The organism is Bradyrhizobium sp. USDA3010 (genome assembly GCF_056429065.1).
This window is the reverse complement of sequence record NZ_JBWJZD010000007.1, coordinates 43,344-69,229: the sequence shown is the minus strand read 5'-3', so window position 1 is coordinate 69,229 and position 25,886 is coordinate 43,344. Positions and strand designations below refer to the sequence as shown.

The following is a 25,886-nucleotide window of genomic DNA, read 5'->3' as shown; positions in this document are numbered from 1 at the left end:
CCTCCAGCGGCCCATGTAAGATCGAAGCAGGATCGAAGCGAAGATAAAGAGCGCGCCAAAGCGCCCGTATCTGGAGGGAACAGGGTGGCCAACAGTCTCGAGGTGCGCGGAGTCTCATTGCGCTTTGGCGGCGTCCGCGCACTGACCGAAGTCAGCTTCGGCGTCAACGAGGGCGAGCTGTTCTCCATCATCGGCCCGAACGGCGCCGGCAAGACCTCGATCGTCAACTGCATCTCCGGCCGCTACAGGCCAACCGAAGGCCAGCTGTTCTATCGCGGCCAGGACATCACCGGCCTCACCCCGAACGCGCGGCCCCGTCTCGGCATCGGCCGGACCTTCCAGAATCTCGCGCTGTTCCACCATATGAGCGTGCTCGACAACATCATGGTCGGCCGCCATCACCTGCTGAAGAACAATTTCATCACGGGATCGCTCTACTGGCTGACCGGCGCGCGCCGCGAGGAGCTGGAGCACCGCCGCAAGGTCGAGGAGATCATCGACTTCCTCGATCTGCAGTCGGTGCGCAAGGCGACCGCCGGCACCCTGCCCTACGGCCTGCGCAAGCGCGTCGAGCTCGCCCGCGCGATGGCGCTGGAGCCGCAACTGATCCTGCTCGATGAGCCGATGGCCGGCATGAACTTCGAAGAGAAGGAAGACATGGCGCGCTACATCGTCGATCTCAACGAAGAGTTCGGCATGACGGTGATGATGATCGAGCACGACATGGGTGTCGTGATGGACATCTCCCACCGCGTCATGGTGCTCGATTTCGGCCGCAAGATCGCCGAGGGCGATCCGGCCGCCGTGCTGGCCGACCCCCACGTCAAGCGCGCCTATCTCGGCGAAGAGGACGAAGTGCTGGTCGATCCCGACGACAAGCCGGCGGTGCGGGAGAGCGCGGCATGATGGACTATGCCGGTCGGGCCGCGCAGGCCGACACCTTTCCCAAGATGCTGCGCCTGAACGCCAGGGAGCACGGCGGCGAGATCGCGCTGCGCGAGAAGGATCTCGGGCTCTGGCGCGAATTCACCTGGAACGACTACCAGACCCGCACCCATGATTTCGCGCTCGGCATGGTCGAGCTCGGGCTCGGCCGCGGCGACGTGATCGGCATCATCGGCGACAACCGGCCGGACTGGGTCGCGGCCGAGATCGCGAGCCACGCGATCGGCGCGATGAGCCTCGGCCTCTACCGCGACGTGCTGGACGAGGAAGCTTCCTATCTCCTGACCTATGGCGAGGCCAAGCTGGTGTTCGCCGAAGACGAGGAGCAGGTCGACAAGCTGCTCGGCCTTGCCGATCGCGTGCCCAACCTCAAGCACATCGTCTATTCCGACCCGCGCGGCATGCGCAAATACGACGATCCGAGGCTGATGGAGGCCGGCAAGCTCGTCGCACTGGGCCGCGACCGCGCCGCGCGCGAGCCAGGCCTGTACGAGCGGCTGGTCGACGCCACACGCGGTGAGGACGTCGCAATCCTCTGCACGACCTCGGGCACGACGGCCAACCCGAAGCTTGCGATGCTCTCGGCCGGCCGCGTGCTGCGGCACTGCGCGACCTATCTCGCCTTCGATCCGAAGGGGCCGGACGACGAATATGTCTCGGTGCTGCCGCTGCCCTGGATCATGGAACAGATCTACGCGCTGGGCAAAGCGCTGCTCTCCCGGATGAAGGTCAACTTCGTCGAAGAGCCCGACACGATGATGAACGACTTCCGCGAGATCGCGCCGACCTTCGTGCTGTTCGCGCCGCGGGTCTGGGAATCGATCGCGGCCGACGTCCGCGCCGGCGTGATGGACGCCTCGCCGTTCAAGCAGCGGCTCTACGAGCTCGGCATGAAGACTGGGCTTGCGGCGCTCGCCGAAGGCAAGCGCTCTGTCTTCGCCGACCAGGTCTTGTTCCGCGCGCTGCGCGACCGGCTCGGCTTCACGCGGCTGCGTTCGGCGGCAACCGGCGGCGCGGCGCTCGGGCCAGATACCTTCAAGTTCTTCCAGGCGATGGGCGTGCCGCTGCGCACGCTGTACGGCCAGACCGAGCTGCTCGGCGCCTACACGCTGCATCCCGAAGGCAAGGTCGATCCCGATACCACGGGCGTGCCGATGGCCGACAACATCGAGATCCGCATCGACAATGCCGACGTCAACGGCGTCGGCGAGATCGTGGTGCGGCACCCGAACATGTTCCACGGCTACTACAAGAACCCCGAAGCATCGGTCGCCGACATCAGGGACGGCTGGATGCACTCGGGCGATGCCGGCTACTACAACGACAATCGGCAGCTCGTCGTGATCGACCGCATCAAGGATCTCGCCGAGACCTCGCGCGGCGAGCGCTTCTCGCCGCAATATATCGAGAACAAGCTGAAGTTCTCGCCCTACGTCGCCGAAGCCGTCGTGCTCGGCGCCGGCCGCGACGCGCTGGCCGCGATGATCTGCATCCGCTATTCGATCATCTCGAAATGGGCGGAGAAGAACCGGATCTCGTTCACGACCTATACCGACCTGTCCTCGCGGCCCGAAGTCTACGCGCTGTTGAAGAAAGAGGTCGAGACCGTCAACGCCACCTTGCCGCCGGCGCAGCGCATCTCGCGCTTCCTGCTGCTGTACAAGGAGCTCGATGCCGACGACGGCGAGCTGACGCGGACCCGAAAGGTCCGGCGCAGCGTGATCAACGAGAAATACGCCGATATCATCGAGGCGATCTACCGCGGCAAGGCCAACATCCCGGTCGACACCGTGATCCGCTTCCAGGACGGCACCACGCAGCGCGTCCGCACCACACTCGAGGTCGTCGATCTCGGCCGCGCCGCGATCGCGGAGGCCGCGGAATGACTCACCCAGCGGCATGCACTAGCTTTCACCTCGCCCCGCTTGCGGGGAGAGGTCGGATCGCGTCAGCGATCCGGGTGAGGGGGGGTCTCCCCGAGGGCGGTGACAATCGTTTCGAGGACACCGGCCAAATTGCCGGAGACCTCGTTGTTCCAAAACCGCAGAACACGATAATTGTGGTCGACGAGCCATTTGTCGCGAACAGCGTCGGGTTGACTGTCGGCGTGTTGCCCGCCGTCCACTTCAATCACGAGACGGCGTTCTCGACAGATAAAGTCGACGGTATAGGGTCCAATCGGTTCCTGTCTTACGAACTTGTGGCCATTCAGCCTGCGGGCACGAAGGCAGTACCAGAGCGTTCCTTCAGCATCTGTCGAAGCGGTTCGCAACCTCCTTGCGCGTTTGATCTTGGACTCATCGGCACCGCGCATGCGGAGGCTCCCCCTCACCCGTCGCGCTCCGGACGATGCTTCGCATCGCTCGGCGCGCGCCGGCCTCTCCCCGCAAGCGGGGCGAGGCGAACGGTCCAGTGTAGCACATGAACATCCAGTTCCTGATCCAGCTGATCGTCAATGGCCTCGTGGTCGGCACGCTCTACGGCGTGGTCGCGATGTCGTTCGTGCTGATCTACAAGGCGACGCAGGTCGTCAACTTCGCGCAGGGCGAATTGCTGCTGGTCGGCGCCTGGGTGTGCTGGGCGCTGCTGACGAAGTATCAGGTGCCGTTCTGGGTCGGCATGCCGATCACGCTGGTGTTCATGTTCATCTTCGGCATCGCGATCCAGGTCGTGATCCTGCGGCCGATGATCGGCGAACCGATCATCTCGGTCATCATGGTGACGATCGGCCTCTCGACCGTGTTCCAGGCCGCGCTGAAGTGGATCTTCGGCGTCAACCCGCAGCCGTTCCCGCGCGTGTTCCAGAGCCAGTCGGTCAGCCTGTTCGGGCTGCAGATCCAGACCGTCTATGTCATGAGCCTCGTGGTCTCGCTTGCCATGATGGTCGGCATGGCCTGGTTCTTCCGTGCCTCCAAATACGGCCTCGCGATGCGCGCCACCGCTTTCAACCAGCAGGTCGCGCAATCGCTCGGCATTTCCGTGAAGAGCGTGTTCGCGATGGCGTGGGCGATCTCGGCCACCGTTTCGGCAGTCGCCGGTGTCGTGGTCGCCGTGGTCAACGGCGTCTCGTCCGGCCTCTCCGCCTACGGCATCAAGGTGTTTCCGGCCGCGATCCTCGGCGGGCTCGACTCGGTCGGCGGCGCGGTGCTCGGCGGCATCATCATCGGGCTGCTGGAAAACGTCGCCCAGTATGTCGACAGCGAGTATCTGCACTGGGGCAATCTGTACGAGATCGCGCCGTTCTACGTCCTGATCATCATCCTGATGATCAAGCCGTACGGGCTGTTCGGCACCAAGGACATCGAGCGGGTCTGATCAATGGCAACGAGCACCCTCATTCCGTCGGGCGACTTCCGCACCAGCTACGCGGCCGACACCACGATCTTCCCGACCGCGACCAGCCGCAACTTCGCGATTCTGGGCATCGCGCTCGCGTGCTTCGCGCCGATGCTGCTGTCCAACTACCTGCTCTCGATCGCGATCCAGATCGGCATCTTCGCGATCGCGGCGCTCGGCCTCAACGTGCTGGTCGGCTTCACCGGCCAGATCTCGATCGGCCACGCCGCGTTCTTCCTGTTCGGCGCCTTCACCTCGGCCTACATTTCCAACAACGCGCCGATCCCGGTGTTCTTCGCGATCCCCCTCGCCGGCGTGATCACGGCGCTGGTCGGCCTGGTGTTCGGCGTGCCGGCGGCACGGCTGAAGGGGCTCTACCTCGTCATCGCAACGCTCGCCGCGCAGTACATCCTGCTCGACTTCTTCTCGCGCGCCGACTGGTTTTCGGGCGGCTCGGTTCCGGCCAGCGCCAATCCGTTCTCGATCTTCGGCTACACGCTACGCGGCGACCGGCAGTATTTCTACGTCGTGCTCGCCTACATGGTGATCAGCTATCTGCTGGTCACCAATCTGATGCGCACCCGCGACGGCCGTGCGCTGGTCGCGATCCGCGATCACTATCTCTCCGCCGAGATCATGGGCATCAACCTGACCAAGTACCGGACGCTGTCGTTCGGACTTGCCGCCTTCTTTGCCGGCATCGCCGGCGCGCTCTACGCGCACTATCAGCTGGTCGTCTCCCAGGAAGGCTTTGGTATCGAACGCTCGGTGCTGTTCCTGGCGATGGTCATCATCGGCGGCACCGGCTCGGTGATGGGCACGCTGATGGGTACGGCCTTCGTGGTGCTGCTGCCGGAATCGATGGAATGGCTGAGCGCCTGGCTGAAGGGCAGCGCCATCGACAAGGCGCTGCAGCTCAACAACAACATCACCTTCCTGCGCGAGATCGCGATCGGCCTGATCATCATCGGCTTCCTGATGTTCGAGCCTGACGGCCTCGCGCATCGCTGGCGGCAGATCAAGGCCTACTGGAAGCTCTATCCGTTCTCGCACTGACGCTTGGAACAACTCAAATTCGGTTCAACGAATAAAAGGAGGAAACAACGATGACGATTAGATCCCTTTTGAGCTCGGTCTCGCTTGCGCTGCTGGTCAGCAGCGCGGCCGCCACCGCGCAGGCGCAGATCGCCATCGGCCATCTGCAGGACCTCTCGGGCGGCACCTCCGATGTCGGAACGCCCTATGGCCAGGGCGTCGCCGACACCTTCGCCTGGGTCAACAAGAACGGCGGCGTCGGCGGCAAGCAGCTCAATGTCGACAGCAACGATTATGGCTACCAGGTACCGCGCGCGATCGCGCTGTACAAGAAGTGGTCGGCATCCGACGCCAAGGTCGCGGCGATCATGGGATGGGGCACTGCCGATACCGAGGCGCTGACCGGCTTTCTCGCCCAGGACAAGATCCCCGACATCTCCGGCTCCTACGCCGCCGCGCTGACCGATCCGGAAGGCACCAGCGGCAAGGCCAAGCCGGCGCCGTACAATTTCTTCTACGGCCCGAGCTATTCGGACGCGATGCGCGCGATGCTGACTTGGGCCGCCGAGGATTGGAAGGCCAAGGGCAAGTCCGGCAAACCGAAATTCGTCCACATGGGCGCCAACCATCCCTATCCGAACGCTCCGAAGGCGGCCGGCGAAGCGCTCGCCACCGAACTCGGCTTCGAGGTGCTGCCGCCGATGGTGTTTGCGCTTTCACCCGGCGACTACTCGGCGCAGTGCCTGAGCCTGAAGAGCTCCGGCGCCAACTACGCCTATCTCGGCAATACGGCTGCCTCCAACATCTCCGTGCTGAAGGCCTGCAAGACCGCCGGCGTCGACGTCCAGTTCCTGGGCAATGTCTGGGGCATGGATGAGAACGCCGCCAAGACCGCCGGCGATGCCGCCGACGGCGTGATCTTCCCGCTGCGCACCGCGGTGAGTTGGGGCGGCAACGCGCCCGGCATGAAGACGGTGATGGAAATCTCCAAGATGTCCGACCCATCGGGCAAGGTTTATCGCCCCGTGCACTACATCGCGGCGGTGTGTAGCGCGCTCTATCTGAAGGAAGCGCTCGACTGGGCGGCCAAGAACGGCGGCGCCACCGGCGAGAACGTCGCCAAGGGCTTTTACCAGAAGAAGGACTGGGTGCCGGCCGGAATGGACGGCGTCTGCAATCCCTCGAACTGGACCGAGAAGGATCATCGCCCGACGACGAAGGTCGACCTCTATCGCGCCAAGGTTTCCGGCGCGACCGATGGCGACATCAACGACCTGATGGGCAAGGGTACGATCAAGCTCGAGAAGGTGAAGACCGTCGAGCTGCCGCGCAAGCCGGAATGGTTTGGCTGGTAAGGCCGTGAGGCTGCCACCAGCGCAGCCTCGACAACAATCGTCATCCCCCGCGAAAGCGGGGGATCCAGTCCGCCGCGGCCTCTCGATTGATCGCCGGCGTCTCTGGAATACTGGGTCACCCGCTCCAGTGCGCAGTTGCGCACGAAACGCGGGTGACGACCGTGGAGAGTGATCGAGACCATGAACGAAACCCTCGAAACGACCCGCCCGGTGCCGACGGCAGTCCCGCCGCCGCCACTGCTCAGCGTCAACAACATCGAGGTCGTCTATGACGACGTCATCCTGGTGCTGCGCGGGCTCAGCCTCGAGGTACCGAAGGGCGCGATCGTGGCGCTGCTCGGCGCCAACGGCGCCGGCAAGTCGACCACGCTGAAGGCGATCTCCGGCCTGCTCAAGACCGAGGACGGCGAAGTCACCCGCGGCGAGATCCTGTTCGAGGGCCAGCGCATCAACGGCATCGATCCCGACAAGATCGTCCGCCGCGGCATCTTCCAGGTGATGGAAGGCCGCCGCATCGTCGCCGACATGACGTCGCTGGAGAATCTGCGGCTCGGCGCCTTCACCCGGCGCGACCGCGAGGTCTCGGCTGATATCGACATGGTGTTCAAATATTTCCCGCGGCTGAAGGAGCGCACCGGCCTCGCCGGCTACCTCTCCGGCGGCGAGCAGCAGATGCTCGCGATCGGCCGCGCGCTGATGGCGCGCCCGAAGATGATCCTGATGGACGAGCCCTCGATGGGATTGTCACCCCTGCTGGTCAAGGAAGTGTTCGCGATCATCAAGGAGATCAACCGCGATCTCGGCGTCACGATCCTGCTGGTCGAGCAGAACGCCCGCGCCGCGCTGTCGGTCGCGAGCCATGGCTACATCATGGAACAGGGCAAGGTGGTGCTCGACGGCTCCGCCGACGAGCTGCGCGACAACGAGGACGTCAAGGAATTCTACCTCGGCGGCGCCGGCGACCAGCGCAAGAGCTTCAAGAACCTGAAGAGCTTCAAGCGGCGCAAGCGCTGGCTGTGAGGATATCGAGCGTTTTCGGGCGGAGTTGCGTGTGCAGAAAACGCGTCAGACCAGAAAGGCGGTTCTATCCGAGCACCTGCTCGGCCTCAGTGACCGCACAGAGCACATGGTAGAACGAGGACGCCGGGATCGTGGCGACCAGCGACCTGCCCTCGCGGTCGAACTGGTCGTACCAGCCGCCGGCCACGGGATGGCCGAGATAGTGCCGCTCCAGCAGCACCAGCGCTGCGCGGGCCTCGTCCGCCGCGCCGGCTTCGCCCGACTCGGCCTGCGCGATCCAGGCCTTCGCCAGCTCGCTCTGCGGCCACAGCCGCCTGCTGTGGCGGCGGATGTTGCCCTCGGCATCGCCCTCGTCGATCAGGCAGCCGGTGGCGTCGCGATAGCGCAGCGCAGAGGCCAGGAGCTCGCCGCGCGGGCGCCCCGTGGGGCAACCGGTGATCCGTTCAAATCCCTTCAGCAGCCAGACCCATTCCGCGAGGTGCCCAGGCTCGACGCTGACCGGCGGGATCTTCGACCAGTCCTCCTCGAAATATTCGCCGAGAGTGTGGGTCTGCTTGTCGTAGAGATTGGCCAGGAACAGCGCGAAGAAATCGCCGGCGCGGTTCTGGAACGACAAATCATGCGTCGCGTCGAAGCAGGCGATCATCGCCTCGAACAGATGCATCTGCGGGTTCTGCCGGCGCGGCATCGACGGCGGCAGGCCTTCCTGGAAGCCGCCATGGGGCGAGCGCAGCTGGGTGTCGAGGAACGACAGCAGCGCGTCGATCTCGGCGCGAATCTGGGCGTCCTGGTCGAGGCCGTAGGCGGTCGCCAGCGCGAGCAGCACGAAGGCATGGCCGTAAGTGTCGCGCAGCGGGTCATGCACACCGCCTTCCGGCGTCAGGCTGAACACGAAGCCTGGCCGGCCATCCGGCGCCTTCGCCTTGGCCAGCAGGTAGTCAAGCCCCTTCAGCGCGATCGCGCGGCCCTCGGGATACCAGCCCATCTGGGCCGCCTTGGCGTAGCAATAGATCTGGCGCGCCTGCACAAGCAGGCGGCGCGGCGCGGCGTTGTCGGCTGTCCCATCCTGATGCAGCCGGTCGACAAAGCCGCCGGCCGTGCCGTCCCAGCCGACCGTCGACCACAGCGGCAAGGCGTGGTCGATGATGCGGCGCTTCAATCTCGCGACGACGTCGGTGGCCCCGTCCGCCGCAACGCTCTCTGCCTCAGCCATCGTGCTCCCTGGAACCGTCCCAATGTCAGCGGTCACCGTCTGATAGCACGGGCGGACCGGCACGCCACCTGCGCAAATCCTCTCAAGGACCTGCCATGACCGACCATTACGACGCCCTTGAAACGCGCGATCCCGCCCAGCGCGAGGCCGCCCTGTTCGCCCGGCTGCCGGACGTGCTGCGCAAGGCGATGGCGGCGCCCGCCTATGCCAACCTGCTGAGGGGCACCGATCCCGCCTCCATCACCAGCCGGCGGGCGCTGGCGAGGCTGCCGGTGCTGCGCAAGTCGGAACTGCCGGCCCTGCACAAGGCCGCCCCGCCCTTTGGCGGCTTCGTGGCCGACAAGCCCGGCTCGTTTGCCCGTCTGTTCACCTCGCCCGGACCGATCTTCGAGCCCGAAGGCCGCCAGGCGGATCCCTGGCGCGGGGCGCGGGCGCTGTTTGCGGCCGGCTTTCGCGAAGGGGACGTGGTTCTCAACACCTTCAGCTATCACCTCACCCCCGGCGGCTTCATCTTCGACGCCTCCGCGCGGGCGCTCGGCTGCGCGGTGATCCCGGCCGGCCCAGGGAATACCGAGCAGCAATTCGAGCTGATCGAGGCCTATCGCCCGGTCGGCTATAGCGGCACACCGGATTTCCTGAAGATCCTGCTCGACGCCGCCGCAGCGGGCGGCCGCGACGTGTCCTCGATCAAGCGCGCCCTGGTCTCCGGCGCCGCCTTTCCGAAATCGTTGCAGGAGGAGATGAAGTCGCGCGGCGTCGAGGCCTACCAGGCGTTCGGCACGGCCGATCTCGGCCTGATCGCGTTCGAGACGCCGGCGCGCGAGGGAATGACGGTCAATGAGGATTTGATCCTGGAGATCGTCAAGCCCGGCACCGGCGATCCCGTTGCGCCCGGTGACGTCGGCGAGATCGTGGTGACGTCGCTCGATCCGCATCATCCCTGGATCCGCCTCGCGCTCGGCGATCTGACCGCCGCCCTGCCCGGCGCGAGCCCGTGCGGACGCACCAACATGCGCATCAAGGGCTGGATGGGCCGCGCCGACCAGACCACCAAGGTCAAGGGCATGTTCGTGCGCCCCGAGCAGATCGCCGAAATCGCCAAGCGCCATCCCGAGCTCGGACGGCTGCGCCTCGTCGTCACGCGCGCCGGCGAGGCTGACGCGATGACGCTGAAGGCGGAATGCGCTTCAGCGCCGGATGCGCTGCTGAACGAAGTTGCGGCCACGCTGCGTGCCGTGACAAAGCTTGGCGGCGCCGTCGAACTGGTCGGCGCAGGCTCGCTGCCGAACGATGGCAAGGTGATTGCGGACGAGCGATAGCCTTGAGGCCATCCGGGGCATGCTCGGTCCGCATTGTCGCGCGCGGCATTGTGAACTATTGAGCTGGCTTATGCCTCGTGGAGACGGGATCATCACCTCATGAGCAGCGCTTCCGAAAGTGAGCCGCGACGACCGGCGGTTTTCTTCGATCGGGACGGCGTCCTGAACCGGGATATCGGCTATCTGTTCGAGAGCCACAGGCTGGTCTGGATCGAAGGCGCCCGCGAGGCGGTGAAGGCCGTCAACGACAAGGGCTATCTCGCGTTTGTCGTGACCAACCAGTCAGGCGTTGCGAGAGGCCTCTATGAGGAGGCGCACATCCGGCAGCTCCACGACTGGATGGCCGCCGAGCTCGGCAAGATCGGCGCGCATATCGACGCCTTCGAGTATTGCCCGTTCCATCCGGAAGGAACCGTTGAGCGCTATCGGCAGGTCAGCCCCCGACGCAAGCCGTCGCCGGGCATGATCACCGATCTCCTGGAGCGCTTTCCGGTGGATATCGAACGAAGCTTTCTGATCGGTGATCAACCGACCGATCTCGAGGCCGCGCGCGCAGCGGGCCTGAAGGGTTACCTGTTCTCAGGCCCCAATCTGGAAGCGTTCCTGAAGCCGCTGCTGCAGCGAAGCTGAGCCCCGCACCCGGTGCGAGGCCACCATCGCGATCAGAACTTGCGAACCAGGTCGATCACTTCGTCCTGCTGCTGGCGCGTGATCTCGGCGAAGATCGGCAGCGAGAGAATCTGGCCCTGATCGCGATGCGCGTTGGGAAATTGCTCCGGCCGGTGGCCAAACCGTGCATAGGCCGGCAGGAATGGCAGCGCGGTGGGGTAGTTGATCGCGGTCTGCACACCATTGGCGTTCAGATGCGCGGCGAGCGCGTCGCGGCGCGGGTGCCGGATCGTGTAGAGGTGGTAGACGTGGCTGCGCGCCGGCGCGACCTCGGGCACCACGACATCCTCGATCTGGTTGAGGCCGGCGTCGTAGACCTCGGCTGCGGCCTGCCGGGCCTCGGTCCATGCGGTGAGATGGGGTAGCTTGGCGGAGAGGATCGCGGCCTGCATGCCGTCGAGCCGGCTGTTGACGCCCTCGATGTGGTGTTGGTGCTTCACCAGCCCGCCATGGCGCGCCAGCATCGCCATCTGCTCGGCGAGCGCCGCATCATTGGTGACGACCGCGCCGGCATCGCCCATCGCGCCGAGATTCTTGCCGGGATAGAATGAATAGGTCGCGGCCTCGCCGAACGTTCCGACCATGCGGCCCTTGTAGCGCGCGAGATGGGCCTGCGCGCAATCCTCGATCACCCAGAGCTTGTGCTTCTGCGCGATCGCCATGATGGCGTCGATGTCCGCTGGCTGGCCGTACAGATGCACCGGGATGATGCCGACCGTGCGCGGCGTGATCGCGGCCTCGATCGCCGCCGGATCGATCGTGAACGTCGCATCATCCGTGTCGCAGAACACGACGGTGGCGCCGGAATGGGTGATCATCGCCGCAGTCGAGATCCAGGAATGCGCCGTCGTGATCACCTCGTCGCCCGGCTTCACCTTGAGCGCGCGCATGGCGAGGTAGAGCGCATCGGTGCCGTTGGCGCAGGATACGCAATGAGCGACCTCCGCGGCCGCGGCGAATTCGCGCTCGAAGGCATCGACATAGCTGCCGCGGATGAAGGCGTTGTCGCGGATCACGCCGGCGATCGCCGCATCGATCTCGCTCTTGATGGACTGGTATTGCAGCTGCAGGTCGGCAAACGGCACCGGCATCGATGTTCCCCTATTGGCTCGCCAGCAGCCGGCGCGCCGGATTGCCGGCATAGGTGCCTGATATCGTGATGTCCTTGGTCACGACAGCCCCCGCGCCGATGACGACGTCGTCGGTGATCCTGACCGGCAAGATCGTGGCGTTGGAGCCGATCGACACCCGGTTGCCGATGACAGTCTCGCGCCACAGCTCCTTGCGGCCGCGCGCCGGGCCGCCGATGGAGAACGTGTCGTTGACGAACATCACGCCGTGTCCGACGAAGCAGTCCTCGCCGATGGTGACGAGCTCGCAGACGAAGGCATGCGATTGCACGCGGGTGCGTGCCCCGACGACCACGCCCTTCTGGATTTCGGTGAAAGGCCCGATGAAGCAGTCGTCACCCAGCGTGCAGCCATAGAGGTTGCAGGGCTCGACGATCTTGACGCGTTCGCCGAACGCGACGTCGCGCACGCTGGCCTGATGCACTTCCGGCCGATTCACGAAACGACCCCCAGCCGGCTCAACCGCGGCGTGAAGCGCAGCGCAACTTCCTCTCCGGTCTCGATCGACTCATAGAGGGCCGAGATCAGCTCCAGGCTCTTGCGGCCCTCGAGCCCGTCGACCAGCGCAGCGCGCTGGTTCTCCAGGCAATCGACCACATGATGATAGTAGGCCTGATGGCCGAAGCCGTAGACATTGGGCGGATTGACCGAGAACTTCTCCACGACGTCCTTGTCCGACGGCAGCTCGTTGACAAAGCGCCAGTGCCGGATCTGGTTGACCGCGAAACCGGAAATCTCGACCGTGCCCTTTTCGCCCAGGATCGACAGCGAACCTTCGAGATCGGTCGGGCGCGCCGCGGTGGTCGCCTCGATGATCCCGAGCGCGCCGTTGCGGAACTTCAGCGTCGCGACGGCGGTGTCCTCGGTTTCGATGTTGGCGAGCGCCGTCGTCGCGCGCGCATGCACGCTCACCACGTCGCCGAAGAACCATTCCAGCATATCGACATGATGGCTCGCCTGATTGGTCAGCACGCCGCCGTCATAGGCCCAGGTGCCGCGCCAATCGTCCTGGTCGTAATAGGCCTGGTCGCGGCACCAGCGCACCCGGACCGTCCCCAGGATGAGCTTGCCGAAGCGACCGGCATCGAGCGCCTCGCGCGCCTTGACCACCGGCACGTTGAAGCGGTTCTGCTTGACGATGAACATCTTGATGCCGGCCTCATCGCAGGCCCGGATCATATCGTCGGCGTCCTGCAACCGCAACGCCATGGGCTTCTCGACCACGACGTGCTTGCCCGCTCTGGCGCAGGCGATCACATGCGCGGGATGCAGCCCGCTCGGCGTCAGCACCGCGACGGCGTCGATATCCTTGCGCGCCAGGAACTCGTCCATGTCGTAATGGGCGGGAACGGCAAACTTCCCGGCAATCGCATCGGCACGCGCACGAAGCGGATCGCAAACTGCAACCAGGCTCGCTCCCGCGATGTGATTGCCACCCAGGAGATCGGAATGGCGCTTGGCGATACGCCCGCACCCGAGCAGGCCAAATCTGATCATGCAACAGGCCCTGTCTTGTCTCGTGACCAGCCATTGCAGCCAGCCGAAGAGCCGAGGGAACAAGCGGCCTTGCGAGCCGCAGCATAGCGTCCATTACCCAGAAAACTCGGGATAAGGCAAGGCCTTGCCCCGATCGGACAGCACGACCCGCGGCGGATTTGTTGCTCAAGGCAACGCCGCCCCAGCATCACCGGCAGGAAAAGCGGCAAGAAGCACCAGCCTATCCTTGTCGTCCTAGCGGCGCCGTGCCATGTCGTTGGACACAGGAGGCGTCGTCGTGTGGCGATTATTCGGGTCCAGCCTGCTCGAATACGATCACCAACGAGATAGTCCAAACGCGGAGCCCGGTACGGCGGCAAATGAGAATGAACCATCACGTCATGCAGCTGGAGCCGGATTTGGGCTGGCGCCAAGCCAAGCTCGCCCTGCTCGCCTATGCCCACGTCGCGATTTGCTGCATCTCGCTGTACTGCATCACGATCACGGATTCCTTCCCGGGCGTCATCGGCTTCGACAAATCGCACCTGACATCTGCAATCCTGAACGTTCTGGTATTCAGTCCCGTCGTCATCCTGTTCGCATTCAGCCGCTTCAGCTTCGGCTATCTCGTCGGCTTCTACTTCTACATCATGATCCTGGGATATCTCTGGCTGATCGAATTCTCGCTGCTCGACTACGATCACCGCCTGGCGTTCATCTCGATCGTGCTGTCGGCGTTCGCCTTCCTTGTCCCCACGCTGTTTATCACCTCGCCAATGCGGCAGGTCGTCGTCATGCCGGCCCGCGCCTTTCACATGATGCCTTCCGTCATCCTGATCGCCTCGGCCGCGATCATCGGCATCGGTGCGCTCTACAACCTCAAGCTGGTCGATCTCAACGAGATGTACAAATATCGCGCGGAGGTCGCGCTGCCGGGCATCCTGCGATATGCGGTCTGGATCGTCTCAAACGCCCTGTTGCCGCTCGCCTTTGCCTGCTTCGTCACCAGCAAGCGGTTCTGGCAGGCAGGGATCGCGCTCGTTCTGATGCTCCTGATCTACCCAATCATGCTGACCAAGATGGCGCTGTTCGCGCCGGTCTGGCTGCTGTTTCTCGCGCTCGTCTGCAAGCTGGCCGAGGCCAGAGTTGCAACGATCCTGTCGTTTTTCCTGCCCGTCCTGATCGGCATGATCCTGTTCGTGCTGGTCAAGACCGACTTGTTTCCACTGACCCCCGGACTGGTCTATTTCGGCACCGTCAACACCAGGATGGTTGCGATCCCGTCACTCGCCCTCGAAATCTACAACAACTACTTCTCGGCACATCCGCTGACCCATTTCTGCCAGATCAACGCCGTGAAGCTCGTGGTCGCGTGCGCCTACAACGAGCCGATATGGGCCGTCATGGCCAGGTCCTACGATCTCGGTGCTTTCAACGCTTCGCTGTTTGCCACCGAAGGCATCGCTTCGGTCGGCCTCGTGCTCGCGCCGGTGTCCGCGCTGGGCTGCGGCCTGATCATTGCTCTCGGCAATCGCCTCTCGTCCGGGTTGCCGCCGCAATTCGTGCTGCTATCCGCCGGACTTCTTCCGCAAGTTCTCCTCAACGTACCGCTTTCGACAGCCCTGCTCACGAACGGCACAGGGCTGCTCTTCCTGCTCTGGTACATCGCGCCGCGATCGGCCTTCGACCGGACAGCAACGTCGACGGTCGCGGTGAGCGACCATCGACCAACTACTGAGGCCGCCTAGAGCTGCGGTTCTGGGCGAATGGCAGCCGGAGCGCCTGCGCAATCGCCTAGGCGCGAATGATGTTGTCCGCCGGCTGAGGAAACTTTCCACGGCAATCGACCAGCAGCGGCGCATGCGCGCCGAGCAGTTGATAGTCGAACTTGTCGTGGTCGGTCGCAAGCAGGACGCAATCGAAACCCCGCAGACTGTCCTCGGTGAGCGCAACGCTCGACAGATCGAACGAATGCGCCCGCATCTTCGGGAACGCGGGAACGTGCGGATCGCTGTAGGACACCTTGGCACCGAGATCGCGAAGCCGCTCCATCAGCGCCACCGACGGTGATTCGCGGACGTCGTCGACATTCTTCTTGTAGGCGATGCCAAGAACCAGGATCGAGCTGCCGCTGATCGACTTGTGCCTCTGATTGAGCGCCAGCGAGATCTTTGACACCACGTAGTCCGGCATCGAGGAATTGATCTCTCCGGCGAGCTCGATGAAGCGCGTGTGCATACCGTACTCCCGCGCCTTCCACGTCAAATAGAACGGGTCGATCGGAATGCAGTGACCGCCGATGCCGGGACCGGGGTAGTATGGAACGAACCCGAACGGCTTGGTTGCTGCCGCGCGGATCACCTCGTGAATGTCGATCCCCATCTTGTCGGCGACCATCTTCATCTCGTTGACGAGACCGATGTTCACCGAGCGATGGATGTTCTCCAACAGCTTGGTCAGCTCGGCGGCCTGCGTCGAGCTCACCGGGACGACCTTGTCGATCACCTGACCATAGAGCGCGATGCCGGCCTCGAGACATGCCGGCGTGCAGCCGCCGCAGACCTTCGGGATCGAACGCGTCGTGAAATTCTGGTTGCCGGGATCTTCGCGTTCCGGCGAGAAAACGAGAAATACGTCCTTGCCGACGGTGAATCCGCACTTTTCGATGCGCGGCTTCAGTTCCTCCTCCGTCGTACCGGGATAGGTCGTGCTTTCGAGCGACAACACCATTCCCCGGTGGAGATACGGCAGCAGCGACTCCGCGGTGTTCAGCACGAAGCTGAGGTCAGGCTCGCGATACTTGTTAAGCGGCGTCGGAACGCAGAGGATCAGCGCATCGACCTCGCGGGCGCGCGAGAAATCGGTCGTCGGCTCGAACCCAAGCTCCGTCGCATTCTTGATGCTGGCGCTCGATATATGCTCGATATAGGAGCGGCCGGCGCGAAGCGCGTCGACCTTGGTCTGGTCGATATCAAAGCCGATCACCTTGTAGCCGACCTCGCAATAGCGAAGCATCAGAGGCAGGCCGACATAGCCCAAACCGACGATGCCGATCTTGGCCGTTCTCTCGTTGAGCTTCGCGATCAATTCGGAATTCATTTCATCACTCGTATGGGGTTGTTACGGATAATCGGCCTGAAAACCATCTAACTGGGCCTCTGATAGCGCCATAGCGGCAAAGCCACAACCCTGGAAGCCGTGCTGTAGGCCTCTCCCGACGGCAAGGCTATCGCGGGCCGCCTGAGCCCAACAGGCGCGCGACGAGGTAGGCGGCGCGACCAGTCCCATACTCGTCGATATCGCGTCGAACCGCCTGCGACGACTGCTTCCAGAGCCGGTTCCACCCGTGCGTGATGGTCTCCGTCCACTCGGTCTCGTCACGCAACGTGACGCACGGCACACGATGGAAATAGGCCTCCTTCTGTACCCCTCCCGAGTCCGTATAGACTTCGAGGGCGTTGTGCAGAAGCTTCGCCATATCGAGGTAGCCCACTGGATCGATGACCTTCAAGCCGTCCAGATCGACCCCCATCGCCAGCGCAGCCTGTCGGGTGCGTGGGTGCAGTGGGAGGACAACGGGAAATTTGCGCGATTGATCCTGCAGGAACTGCACGACCGCGAGGAGCTGCTGCCGATCGCCGGTGTTCTCGGCGCGATGGATCGTCGCGAGCGCATATGTCTTCGAGGCCAGCCCGAGATTGCTCAATATCGTCGAACTCTTCTCTGCCTTGTCGGTCACGAACAGGGTCGCATCGTACATCACGTCCCCGACGTGATGTACGCCGGCCGTCACGCCTTCAGCGGCGAGATTGCTGACGGCGGTCGTCGTCGGACAGAGCTGCAGAGCGGAGAGATGGTCTGTCACGACCCGGTTGATCTCCTCCGGCATGCGGCGGTTGAACGATCGGAGCCCCGCCTCGACATGCGCGACCGGAATGTGCAGCTTCGACGCCGCGAGAGCACCGGCCAGCGTCGAATTGGTGTCGCCGTAGACGACGACCCAGTCGGGCTTTTCCTCGAGCAGGATCGGCTCGATCGCCATCAGCATGCGTCCCGTCATATCGCCATGGCCGCCGCCATTGATATCGAGATGATGTCGCGGCTTGGGAATGTCGAGCTCTTCGAAGAAGACGTCGGACATGTTCGGATCGAAATGCTGGCCGGTATGCACCATCACTTCCGAGAGCCCGTCGGTCTCCCGGATCGCGCGACTGACGGCCGCGGCTTTGATGAACTGCGGCCGGGCACCAACGATGGTCAGAATCTTCAGCGTCATGGACTTCACTAACGGTGTTGCGATTCAGCCAGACGATGATCCGGCGCGTCGACAGGGTTCGCGGAGATCGTCTTTTGGATGCCTTCCTTGAACTGCACAAATCGCCGCAAGTCCAAACGAGATGCAAGGCGGCTCAGATCAGGAACAATATCGACGGCAGGTGTGTTCGGGTTCACGATCTCGAACTTCGGTTCGAGGCCGAGCTGCAGACCTATCGTGTTCGAGATCTGCCGGATTGAGAGCGTCTCGGAGGCGGCCACGTTGAGCGTATCCGTCCAGGACGACGCAATGCTGGCAAGGATGACCTCGACGATGTCGTCGATGAAGGTGAGAGCAAGGCGAATCCCCTCCGTGCCGCCGGAGAGCTGGATCGCCCCACCGTCCTGGATCCTGCGTATCAGTTGCGGAATGAGCCGATCGCGCTGGCCCGGGCCGTACGGAAAGAACAACCGCAGAATGCTCAAGGAAAGAATGCTGGAGAACGGCTTCGCGACGACTTCAGAGGCAAACTTGCTCGCGCCGAGGAAGCCGGGAGGCGCAAGGCCGGCATCCTCTCTCAGCGCTCCTGCGAACGGCTCGTAGACCGCCCCCGACGAAAGCAGGCAAAAATGCTTGACTGCCGCCCGGGCCGCCCAATCCAGCAGCCGCATCGTCATGCCGACGTTGACGTCAAACATCTCGCGCGAATCCGCGGGGAAGTCGCGGTAGCGCCGCGACTGGGCGGCATGGACAACGACATGGATCGCCTTGGGGAAGCTGGAAGCTTCGATCGAAGCCGCTCCATCCCAAACCACGCTCGTTCCGAAGGCGACCGACGTTCCCGGCCGGCAGACGCAGAAGAGCTCGTGCCCCTCGGCCACCAACCGAGGGCCGAGAGCAGTGCCGACGAAACCGCTACAGCCCGTCAATAATATCCGCATGCCCGTGTCAGACCGTTGGCTTCGTCAGCAAGACTGAAATCCCGTTCGGATTGGAGTCATGGAAGGTGTAGTCCTTGACTCCAAGCTCCTTCATCCAGCCCGCAACCTCGTCATCGCTGTGCTGCCAGGCGTTGTGCGGATGATACCAATCGAAGTTGACCATGTTGTTTGTTTCATAGTCGAACGCCTCGTTCCAGAAGCATTTCAGGAAGTTATAGTACAGCAATCGCTGAACGTTGTGCGTTCCTGCGGGAATCCCGAGCACCGGTATAGGCTTTTCAAGCGTGATCGTGGCGTTCAGCCGCGATAGCTCCCGGCCCAGCTCCGTGATCCCTTCGCACGCCGCGTAGCATTCCTCTGCGGAGAGCGGCATGAAATTCTGCCGGACATGGTCGTCGGCGAAGACGCGCACGGCGCCCATCTTCCGATAGACGTAAAAGAAGAACTGGCCGCCGGGCCTGACCTTGCGGTAGAGGGCCTCAACCGCTGTTCGGGTGTTGGGCGTGTGATGCAGCACTCCGTCCGCGATGATGAAATCAAACGTGTCATCGAGGAACGGAGCTTCCATCAAATCGGCCTGGACGACCGAGCAGTTCTCGAGATCGCGGGTGTTCTCGAACGTCGTCAACGCCGCATCAGACACGTCGAGCGCGAACACCTCGCCCGGGCAGTTCTCAGCGATGAACCTCGTGTTGAAGCCCGACCCTGGACCGACCTCGAGCACGCGCTGCTTGGACCGGTAGAAAGCCTTCAAGGCGTCCAGATCAGGCAGCCCAAGCTTCTTGCAATACCAACCGAACAGGAATTCCTTGTGCTCGGGTTGCAGCCCATACTGCTTGAAGCGGCGCCACTTGTCCGAGAAGGTCTGATTTGTCTTGGCCTGCTCATGGGCTTCCGGCCGGCTCTGCGCGGTCGCCGGCTTCGGCAAGCCGTACCGCGAGCAGAAATCGGTCAGGTCGGGCTGCATCGGGCCGCTCAGGAAGCAGGGAACCCCGTGCAGGATCGGATACCAAAGCGATGCATCGGGCGTCCGAAGCACGCCTTCGATGACCTGGCCTTCCTGTTGCGTAAAAGCCTCAAGCTGAAGCTCCATTCCGTTCGGACGGAGACGTGAAGACGCAACGGTTCGCATAAATCTAGCTCCTACAACTGCAACTAATGGAGGGCGCCGCCATAGGCGCCATGTTGCTTGCACCAGGACTCGAAGCTGAGCAAACACCAGATCAACGCGACATGGTTTGCCTTTTGCCCGAAATGCTCGTCCAGAATCCGACGTACGAAGTCGAATTGGAATACGCCTCGCTGCCTAATGCGGGATTCCGAGAGTTGCTCCTCGATCCATGAGCGCAGAATTCCTCTGTACCAAGACGCGTCCGGAGGACCAAATCCCATCTTCGGTTTCCGGTAAATCGTGTCGGGGACCAGCGGCCGGACGGCTTCGCGAAACAGGATCTTGCCGGTGGTGCCGTCGGACAGCAGGTCCCAATCCACGCCGAGCAGATAGTCGACCAGTTCGTTATCCAGAAGCGGCACCCTGGTCTCAAGGGAATGCTCCATGGACAGCTTGTCTTCCAGCGACAAAAGACCCGGAAGATAGGTGGTCAGGTCGACGTGCATGACGGCGTCCCACGGATCCCGCGACGGAACCGACCCGATCGCATCTCCGATCGCAGCGAGCGGATCGAAACCTCCTGCGGCTCGCAGAAATTCCGGCGTAAAGGCATCGCCGATCTTGTCGGCCGATACCGGGACGTTGAGGCTTGCCCGGTAGAGGGCAAAGGCATCCCGTGAGGCCGCCGGATCTCCCGCCGCGGCGCGAAAACGCTGCATGACACGCTGCATCAGCGAAGCCGGAGCCGCCCTCGGCACGATGGCGTATCTGCCGACATACCCTCCGGTGACTTCGTCACCGCCCGTACCCGACAGCACGACCTTTGCGTCCTGAGCGACGCGTTGCGCGATCAGATAGTTCACATAGGCCATTCCCATGCGAGGATATTCGATCGCTCCAACCGTCGCATCGAGATGGCGAGCCAAGGCATCCTGTGGCACCATGAGCTCGACACGTTCGATGTCGAGCTGCTTTGCGACCTCCCGGGAGAACTCGCGTTCGTCGACGAATTTGTCGACACCGACATTCTCAAGATCGAAGATGCACGAATACGCGCGGACGACCGGATCGATCTGGTGCGCGCCTGCCGTGATCGCCGAACTGTCGATCCCGCCGGACAGATACGCCATGACCGGGACATCCGCAGCCAACTGCCTGCGCAACGCGGCCTGCAATATTTCCCCGAATTCACCCGAAGCCCGCGCCAGACCAGGCGCGTATTTGCGATGGTAAGCGGCAGCCCAATAGGAGCCGCTCGAACTTCCATTCGCCGTAAATCGTTCGAACGTACCAGGCTTGAGAAGACGGACACCCCGGAACGGCGTCCGCCCTCCCCAATTGTTCATCAGCGTGAAGTACTCCAACGTCGCTGACGCATCGAACTGCTTGTTCACCAATCCGCTGGCGTACAGCGCACGCACTTCCGAGCCGAACACGAGACCCTTGCCGGGCAACTCCGTGACGTAGACCGGCTTGATCCCGTATCGGTCGCGGGCGATCACCAGCTCACGCTGGTTTTCGTCCCAGATGGCGCAGGCGAACATGCCGTTCAGCTTGTTGAACAACCTGTCCTTCCACTGCTCCCAGCCATGGACCAGAACCTCGGTGTCCGAGTGGTCTGTCGCAAAGACATGCCCGGCGGCCTCGAGCTCTTTTCTCAGTTCGCGGTGATTGTAGATCTCTCCATTGAAGACCACCCATACGGTTGCATCCTCGTTGCACATTGGCTGGTTGCCGGTGGCGAGGTCGACGATCGCAAGCCGGCGGAAGCCCAATGCGACGTCTGGCGATGTATGGAAGCCGCTGTCATCGGGGCCGCGGTGTTCGATACTGGCCGCCATATTCCGAATCCGGGCGTTCGCGTCCGGACAGGCGCCAAAATGCAGAATGCCAGCAATGCCACACATCTGAATCTACCCGACTTCGGCGCTCGCCGGCGCCAGCACGAACTTACTGTCGGGGCTGCGATAGGCTGCGATCATCGCCCCGGCAATATGATCAGGATCATGCCATCGCTCGACATAGCGACGCGCCCGCTTCCCCAGCTCAGTCCACTCGGCGCGACGCTCGAGAATAGCCGCAAGATCTTCCGTGAGCCGTCCGGGATCGACGTTCAGGATCGCAAGATCATCCCGCATGGCCGGCGGGACGAACTGCAGGTCGCTTTCCCTGACGTAGCATACCACCGGCTTTCCCATCGCCATCATCTCGACGGCAAAGCCGCCGTACCAACCCGCAAGCACCTGGTCAATGGCAAGATCGGCGGACCTATAAATGGCCATCGCCTCCTCATGCGTTTTCTTTTCAACCAGGATCAGTTCGAAGTCGAACCGGGACTTCAGACGCTCCAACGCATCGAGTATCATCTGGGTGCCCTTGATGCTCGCATCGCTCGGCGCGTGGACAATTCTCGGCTTACCCTCAGCGCGAGGATACTCAGGCGAGAAATGACCGATCTCCACGTTGGCGTAAGGCAGGAACTGACCTCCAGGAACGACGTGCCCCAGTTCCGGATTGAGATAGAACACGCGGTCAAACAGCGGAAGCACGCGATCGATCAGGCGGGACCGGCGCGCATCGAGCGAGGTGACGCAAGCTTCATAGGCAGAGCAGCGCCCGCTGGCGCACATGGTCCACTCGTTTCGCCGATTGCCCTCGCCCGCAAGCCTTGCGTCGCATCCCTGCAGGGTCATGAACCTCTTCTTGCCCAACCCCCTGGCCAGCTTGAGATCGATCGTCACGAGCCGATTCAGCAGCGGCCCCATCCGGCCGACGCCCTCGAACGCATAGCCTGGATACAGGAACGTTGTTCCAAAATAGTAGTGGAGCACGTCGTAGCGCAGGAGCGCCGACAACCCGAACCACGCGCTCCGGGCCACCTTCTGAAAGTCGGTTGCCGTGTCGTCATACAGAACCTTGTCGGCCGGGTATCGAAACCAGGTTCCGCTTCGAATGACCAGGTCGCTCCGGTTTCCGCGCCGGCGCTCGGCACGCGAGAGTGACCAGGGCTGATTACCGATGTTGAAGGGGCCGTGAAGGATTTTCATCTTGCTGAGCGAATGTGACGATCTGTGCGCGCTGCTGTCATGCATCACGATGACGGTTCAGGCCCGAACGGATTCGATCTGCCGTCGATACGCTGCCAACTGCAACTCGACGATTCTCGCCGCGGAATGATACTTTTGGATCCAGGCTGCTCCATCAGCGCCGAGTCCATGCCGGTCGTCCCGATCCGCGACGATCTTGCAAAGCGCCGCGGCGATCTCACTCTCCGTCGATGCTGACAGGATGGGAGGCGCTTCGGAAAAGAACTCCTTGGCCGTCCCCGCATCCACGTTCGTGATCACTCGCCTGCCAAGCGCCAGGGCTTCAAAGGTGATTCCACCGAATGATGGAAGAACGAACTGATCCAGCACAGCGTGGCTGCGGAGATACGTTCTCCACAACTCCGGTTTGCGCATCGGCGCAAGCCACTGCACCTTGTCGTCGAGCCCCAGACTCCGTATGAGCTCCCGCGAGGCATCAAGGTCGCGTCCCCAGGCGATCATCGCAAGTCGCAGCGCAGGCGCGTGCTGCGCAACGCGCGCGAAAGCACGGATCAGCCGGTCATTGCCCTTCACCAGGCTGGGGTCCGAGTCCCGCCAATCCTGTCGGGTCGGATGAAAAACAACGACCTGGTCATCGGGCGGCCTGATCGCGCTGTTTCTGGCCCCGAATTCAACGAGCTTCGTATCGTCGAAAGCATGCGGCAGCGGCGTAATCCGATCCGGCGGCACGCCAAGCCGTCGTGCGGCAGGTACGCAATCGATGTTGGTGACGAAGACGTGGTCGGCTCCGAGGAACACCGTGGCGGTGAGCCGCCCGAGGCCGTCGTCCTGAAACGGGATTGCTCGCAACGTTCCGTGCTCATATCCGAAGTAGGGACGCCGAGCGAGCAGCGGCCAGGCACCATAGGTTGCGTAGGCCTGGATGACGTCAAACCGGTCCAGCAGGCCCATGAGCGGCGCGAGCCGCGCCCGGTAGCTGCCAAAGTCCGCGGCGCTTGGCGGAGAACCCGGCGCGCGCCCCTGCCGCCAGACATCAACAAGCCGCTGCTGCTCCGGATCATCCCTTGCCAGAACGCGTCGCAAGATGTCGCGCGCCATTGCGGGGGATCGGCGAATCCTCCGTCCTATTTTCTGGCCAAGACGGATCACGCGGGCAGATGCTCTCTGCGAACACACCGACTGCCGGGCTCGATCCAGCGAGCGTCGGAATTCCTCGGCGAGGTCCGGCTGCCCGCCAACCTCAGCGGCGATCATGGAGCAACATAAATTCAGAGGTCCAGAGGCAAACCATTTCGGCCGCTGGTAACCTCCGAGATCGACCCTGGTCCAATCGGGAAAGAAGGGATCGCCGAGGTCTCCCTCGAACGTCGCCTCCTCCCATTCCGGCGAAGCCATGATGTGGTAGTTTTCGTAGGCGATGACATAAGCGTCGATGCCGTGCTTGCGCTGGATCCTGGCATTGTTGAACGCGTTGTTCGCGATGTTGCCGAGGTGCAGTACGCGCAGCGCTCGCCCATGCTGTTCCTGGAAACGCCGGTGCCAATCCAGGCCTTGTGGCTGCGGCGAGCGCGTGATTGCGCCTGATGTGTCGACCGATGTCACCGGAGACGCCCTTGCGGTCCGATCATCGGGGAGCCGTCCCGGCGAGCGCACTGAGGACCTTCTGAAGCAGGCTGCCTCGCGATCTGGAATGGATGCTGCCAATTCCCCACGAGGGGAATGGCGTTGCGCCGGGCTTCCTCCTGCTCCTGCTGGTATCGAATGCGATCGACGACACCAGGCGGAAAGCTTGCAGTGTCCCGATAGAGCTGTCCAAGCCGCGCAGCGATCGCCGATATGCCGTGCCATCGCTCGACATAGCGCCGGCCCTGCTCGCCGATCGTGCGAAGGCTATCCCGATTGCGGATGACCCACAGCAATGCCTGCTCAAGTTCATCCGGAGTTGCGTTGATGATCGGGCATTCCTCCGGCGCTTCGACCAGATCCGGGCTTCTAACGAAGCTCAGGACTGGCTTGCCGAGCGCCATCGCCTCGAGCGCGGTGTAGCCGTAAGCACCGCCGATAAACTGATCCGCCACGATGTCGGATTGGGCGAAAAGCGCGAGGACCTGGCTGTTAGGAACGCCTTGTATCTTGCGATATTCGATGTCGTATCCCTGCACCTTCAGCCTGTCTATCGTCCGCTCCAGGTATTTTGAGCCCTTGAAGTGCGTGTGATTAGGCGCGTGAGCGATGCGAAGGGGACCGGATGGCGGCGCATCCGGGAGAACCGCATTGAACCGATCCAGATCCAACGGCCAGTAGTTGATATGTTTTGCCGCAGGCATGTAGGTCAGCATGTCGCCGAGCGAGACCAGGGCCGTTACGGACTTGGTCAATTCGGAAATATAGTGTTGAGCCGCTGCGTCGTGACACGTGCAATATTTGGGCGGCTCCGTGCAGTCGACGCAGAAATTCCATTTGCCGAGGGCCAGGGTCGCAAGCCTGGTACGAACATCGGCACCATACGCATAGATATAGACCCGCTTGCCGGCCCGCCGCAGAGCCGCAAGCTCCTCGGAATTGATCTGCAAGCGCTCCGTCGAATCAAGCAACCCGCGGTCGGCGAAGAAGTGAAACACGTCATACCGAACCAGGGCCCATGCGAGCACCAAACGTTGGAACGCAGGTCCGAAACCATACCTGAGCGCCAGAACGTACGGGCGATGGAGATCTAGATCGAAGCGTGACGTTATGACGTAGGTTACGTAGACGAGCGAAGTCGATCGAAGGCCAAGCGCCCGATCGGCCCTCGCTTTGAGCTCCAGCGTCAAAATCGGAGTTACGCCCCACAAGCTCCTGGGTCGTCCGCGCCGCAGCCGTGCGGCTCCAAATCCTGGAGCGATGTGAATCGCGAGCTTGAGAATGCCGCGCGAGAGTGCGGTGGCGCAGCGCCCGACCAGGCTCAGCAGCTTGTAGCGGACTATTGCCGCCCGATCTGGCGATTTCGCAATCGACCACAATGAGAGCATCCGCCTTCGAACGCTCCGCGGCA

22 protein-coding genes are annotated in these 25,886 nt (G+C 63.0%); 9 read left to right on the top strand and 13 right to left on the bottom strand.

Annotated elements, in window-relative coordinates; all coding sequences use genetic code 11:
* Nucleotides 1-84: 84 nt before the first annotated feature.
* Nucleotides 85-906, top strand: a complete 822-nt coding sequence (locus AC066Y_RS13450; protein WP_106328397.1) for an ABC transporter ATP-binding protein — start codon at nucleotides 85-87, stop codon at nucleotides 904-906.
* Nucleotides 903-2,831, top strand: coding sequence for an AMP-binding protein (locus tag AC066Y_RS13445; protein WP_478274289.1), 1,929 nt, complete (start codon nucleotides 903-905; stop codon nucleotides 2,829-2,831). The genes AC066Y_RS13450 and AC066Y_RS13445 overlap by 4 nt, the downstream gene beginning before the upstream one ends.
* 62 nt (nucleotides 2,832-2,893) lie before the next feature.
* Here AC066Y_RS13445 and AC066Y_RS13440 read toward each other — a convergent pair whose 3' ends face one another.
* Nucleotides 2,894-3,259 (bottom strand): endonuclease domain-containing protein, encoded by a 366-nt coding sequence (locus tag AC066Y_RS13440; protein WP_478274288.1) that lies wholly within the window; start codon nucleotides 3,257-3,259, stop codon nucleotides 2,894-2,896.
* A gap of 107 nt (nucleotides 3,260-3,366) precedes the next feature.
* Here AC066Y_RS13440 and AC066Y_RS13435 point away from each other — a divergent pair, with 107 nt between their 5' ends.
* The 4 genes from AC066Y_RS13435 to AC066Y_RS13420 all read left to right on the top strand — a co-directional run bounded on the left by AC066Y_RS13435 (nucleotide 3,367) and on the right by AC066Y_RS13420 (nucleotide 7,691).
* Entirely contained in the window at nucleotides 3,367-4,260 is an 894-nt protein-coding gene (locus AC066Y_RS13435; protein ID WP_375788921.1) for a branched-chain amino acid ABC transporter permease, read from the top strand.
* A gap of 3 nt (nucleotides 4,261-4,263) precedes the next feature.
* Nucleotides 4,264-5,337, top strand: coding sequence for a branched-chain amino acid ABC transporter permease (locus AC066Y_RS13430; RefSeq protein ID WP_173637664.1), 1,074 nt, complete (start codon nucleotides 4,264-4,266; stop codon nucleotides 5,335-5,337).
* A 50-nt stretch (nucleotides 5,338-5,387) separates the two neighbouring features.
* Nucleotides 5,388-6,671, top strand: a complete 1,284-nt coding sequence (locus AC066Y_RS13425; protein WP_478274287.1) for an ABC transporter substrate-binding protein — start codon at nucleotides 5,388-5,390, stop codon at nucleotides 6,669-6,671.
* Nucleotides 6,672-6,851: 180 nt separating this feature from the next.
* Nucleotides 6,852-7,691 carry an ABC transporter ATP-binding protein gene (locus AC066Y_RS13420; protein ID WP_092115514.1) on the top strand — a complete coding sequence of 280 codons (840 nt, stop codon included), beginning with the start codon at nucleotides 6,852-6,854 and terminating at the stop codon, nucleotides 7,689-7,691.
* Between the two features lie 64 nt (nucleotides 7,692-7,755).
* Here the strand turns inward: AC066Y_RS13420 and AC066Y_RS13415 are convergent, their stop codons facing one another.
* Nucleotides 7,756-8,904 (bottom strand): AGE family epimerase/isomerase, encoded by a 1,149-nt coding sequence (locus tag AC066Y_RS13415; RefSeq protein ID WP_478274286.1) that lies wholly within the window; start codon nucleotides 8,902-8,904, stop codon nucleotides 7,756-7,758.
* A gap of 95 nt (nucleotides 8,905-8,999) precedes the next feature.
* Between AC066Y_RS13415 and AC066Y_RS13410 the strand changes: the two genes are divergently transcribed.
* Together AC066Y_RS13410 and AC066Y_RS13405 are read left to right on the top strand one after the other, a co-directional pair.
* Complete coding sequence (locus tag AC066Y_RS13410) at nucleotides 9,000-10,223, top strand: phenylacetate--CoA ligase family protein (protein ID WP_478274285.1); 1,224 nt, start codon at nucleotides 9,000-9,002, stop codon at nucleotides 10,221-10,223.
* Between the two features lie 99 nt (nucleotides 10,224-10,322).
* Entirely contained in the window at nucleotides 10,323-10,853 is a 531-nt protein-coding gene (locus tag AC066Y_RS13405; RefSeq protein WP_478274284.1) for an HAD-IIIA family hydrolase, read from the top strand.
* 32 nt (nucleotides 10,854-10,885) lie between these two features.
* Here the strand turns inward: AC066Y_RS13405 and AC066Y_RS13400 are convergent, their stop codons facing one another.
* The 3 genes from AC066Y_RS13400 to AC066Y_RS13390 are packed head-to-tail and all read right to left on the bottom strand — an operon-like array spanning nucleotide 10,886 to nucleotide 13,519.
* Complete coding sequence (locus tag AC066Y_RS13400) at nucleotides 10,886-11,983, bottom strand: DegT/DnrJ/EryC1/StrS family aminotransferase (RefSeq protein WP_478274283.1); 1,098 nt, start codon at nucleotides 11,981-11,983, stop codon at nucleotides 10,886-10,888.
* A 10-nt stretch (nucleotides 11,984-11,993) separates the two neighbouring features.
* The gene (locus AC066Y_RS13395) at nucleotides 11,994-12,461 is read right to left on the bottom strand and encodes an acyltransferase (RefSeq protein WP_478274282.1); all 468 of its coding nucleotides are present in this window, start codon (nucleotides 12,459-12,461) and stop codon (nucleotides 11,994-11,996) included.
* Nucleotides 12,458-13,519 (bottom strand): Gfo/Idh/MocA family protein, encoded by a 1,062-nt coding sequence (locus AC066Y_RS13390; RefSeq protein ID WP_173637672.1) that lies wholly within the window; start codon nucleotides 13,517-13,519, stop codon nucleotides 12,458-12,460. Before AC066Y_RS13390 ends, AC066Y_RS13395 begins: the two co-directional genes overlap by 4 nt.
* Nucleotides 13,520-13,884: 365 nt before the next feature.
* On the opposite strand from AC066Y_RS13390, the gene AC066Y_RS13385 reads away from it, so the two are divergent.
* Complete coding sequence (locus AC066Y_RS13385) at nucleotides 13,885-15,246, top strand: hypothetical protein (RefSeq protein ID WP_478274281.1); 1,362 nt, start codon at nucleotides 13,885-13,887, stop codon at nucleotides 15,244-15,246.
* 46 nt (nucleotides 15,247-15,292) lie between these two features.
* Here AC066Y_RS13385 and AC066Y_RS13380 read toward each other — a convergent pair whose 3' ends face one another.
* The 8 genes from AC066Y_RS13380 to AC066Y_RS13345 all read right to left on the bottom strand — a co-directional run bounded on the left by AC066Y_RS13380 (nucleotide 15,293) and on the right by AC066Y_RS13345 (nucleotide 25,854).
* Nucleotides 15,293-16,597 carry a nucleotide sugar dehydrogenase gene (locus AC066Y_RS13380; protein WP_478274280.1) on the bottom strand — a complete coding sequence of 435 codons (1,305 nt, stop codon included), beginning with the start codon at nucleotides 16,595-16,597 and terminating at the stop codon, nucleotides 15,293-15,295.
* Between the two features lie 127 nt (nucleotides 16,598-16,724).
* Complete coding sequence (gene wecB / locus AC066Y_RS13375) at nucleotides 16,725-17,774, bottom strand: non-hydrolyzing UDP-N-acetylglucosamine 2-epimerase (RefSeq protein ID WP_478274279.1); 1,050 nt, start codon at nucleotides 17,772-17,774, stop codon at nucleotides 16,725-16,727.
* A gap of 8 nt (nucleotides 17,775-17,782) precedes the next feature.
* A complete protein-coding gene (locus tag AC066Y_RS13370) occupies nucleotides 17,783-18,694 on the bottom strand; it encodes an NAD-dependent epimerase/dehydratase family protein (protein ID WP_478274278.1) in 912 nt (303 codons plus the stop codon).
* 7 nt (nucleotides 18,695-18,701) lie between these two features.
* A complete protein-coding gene (locus AC066Y_RS13365) occupies nucleotides 18,702-19,889 on the bottom strand; it encodes a class I SAM-dependent methyltransferase (RefSeq protein WP_478274277.1) in 1,188 nt (395 codons plus the stop codon).
* Nucleotides 19,850-21,712 carry an asparagine synthase (glutamine-hydrolyzing) gene (gene asnB, locus AC066Y_RS13360; RefSeq protein ID WP_478274276.1) on the bottom strand — a complete coding sequence of 621 codons (1,863 nt, stop codon included), beginning with the start codon at nucleotides 21,710-21,712 and terminating at the stop codon, nucleotides 19,850-19,852. The genes AC066Y_RS13365 and asnB overlap by 40 nt, the downstream gene beginning before the upstream one ends.
* 6 nt (nucleotides 21,713-21,718) lie before the next feature.
* Nucleotides 21,719-22,900 carry a glycosyltransferase gene (locus AC066Y_RS13355; protein ID WP_478274275.1) on the bottom strand — a complete coding sequence of 394 codons (1,182 nt, stop codon included), beginning with the start codon at nucleotides 22,898-22,900 and terminating at the stop codon, nucleotides 21,719-21,721.
* 9 nt (nucleotides 22,901-22,909) lie between these two features.
* Nucleotides 22,910-24,454, bottom strand: a complete 1,545-nt coding sequence (locus AC066Y_RS13350; RefSeq protein WP_478274274.1) for a glycosyltransferase family 4 protein — start codon at nucleotides 24,452-24,454, stop codon at nucleotides 22,910-22,912.
* Nucleotides 24,451-25,854: a glycosyltransferase gene (locus AC066Y_RS13345; RefSeq protein WP_478274273.1), complete on the bottom strand. Its 1,404-nt coding sequence runs from the start codon at nucleotides 25,852-25,854 to the stop codon at nucleotides 24,451-24,453. The genes AC066Y_RS13350 and AC066Y_RS13345 overlap by 4 nt, the downstream gene beginning before the upstream one ends.
* Nucleotides 25,855-25,886: the final 32 nt, after the last annotated feature.

What these genes read in the sequence shown, in the direction of transcription:
- AC066Y_RS13390 (WP_173637672.1), bottom strand. Translation starts at nt 13,519, where the DNA reads ATGATCAGATTTGGCCTGCTCGGGTGCGGGCGTATCGCCAAGCGCCAT.
- AC066Y_RS13430 (WP_173637664.1), top strand. Translation starts at nt 4,264, where the DNA reads ATGGCAACGAGCACCCTCATTCCGTCGGGCGACTTCCGCACCAGCTAC.
- wecB (WP_478274279.1), bottom strand. Translation starts at nt 17,774, where the DNA reads ATGACGCTGAAGATTCTGACCATCGTTGGTGCCCGGCCGCAGTTCATC.
- AC066Y_RS13425 (WP_478274287.1), top strand. Translation starts at nt 5,388, where the DNA reads ATGACGATTAGATCCCTTTTGAGCTCGGTCTCGCTTGCGCTGCTGGTC.
- AC066Y_RS13435 (WP_375788921.1), top strand. Translation starts at nt 3,367, where the DNA reads ATGAACATCCAGTTCCTGATCCAGCTGATCGTCAATGGCCTCGTGGTC.
- AC066Y_RS13445 (WP_478274289.1), top strand. Translation starts at nt 903, where the DNA reads ATGATGGACTATGCCGGTCGGGCCGCGCAGGCCGACACCTTTCCCAAG.
- AC066Y_RS13405 (WP_478274284.1), top strand. Translation starts at nt 10,323, where the DNA reads ATGAGCAGCGCTTCCGAAAGTGAGCCGCGACGACCGGCGGTTTTCTTC.
- asnB (WP_478274276.1), bottom strand. Translation starts at nt 21,712, where the DNA reads ATGTGTGGCATTGCTGGCATTCTGCATTTTGGCGCCTGTCCGGACGCG.
- AC066Y_RS13410 (WP_478274285.1), top strand. Translation starts at nt 9,000, where the DNA reads ATGACCGACCATTACGACGCCCTTGAAACGCGCGATCCCGCCCAGCGC.
- AC066Y_RS13385 (WP_478274281.1), top strand. Translation starts at nt 13,885, where the DNA reads ATGAACCATCACGTCATGCAGCTGGAGCCGGATTTGGGCTGGCGCCAA.
- AC066Y_RS13370 (WP_478274278.1), bottom strand. Translation starts at nt 18,694, where the DNA reads ATGCGGATATTATTGACGGGCTGTAGCGGTTTCGTCGGCACTGCTCTC.
- AC066Y_RS13380 (WP_478274280.1), bottom strand. Translation starts at nt 16,597, where the DNA reads ATGAATTCCGAATTGATCGCGAAGCTCAACGAGAGAACGGCCAAGATC.
- AC066Y_RS13415 (WP_478274286.1), bottom strand. Translation starts at nt 8,904, where the DNA reads ATGGCTGAGGCAGAGAGCGTTGCGGCGGACGGGGCCACCGACGTCGTC.
- AC066Y_RS13400 (WP_478274283.1), bottom strand. Translation starts at nt 11,983, where the DNA reads ATGCCGGTGCCGTTTGCCGACCTGCAGCTGCAATACCAGTCCATCAAG.
- AC066Y_RS13420 (WP_092115514.1), top strand. Translation starts at nt 6,852, where the DNA reads ATGAACGAAACCCTCGAAACGACCCGCCCGGTGCCGACGGCAGTCCCG.
- AC066Y_RS13440 (WP_478274288.1), bottom strand. Translation starts at nt 3,259, where the DNA reads ATGCGCGGTGCCGATGAGTCCAAGATCAAACGCGCAAGGAGGTTGCGA.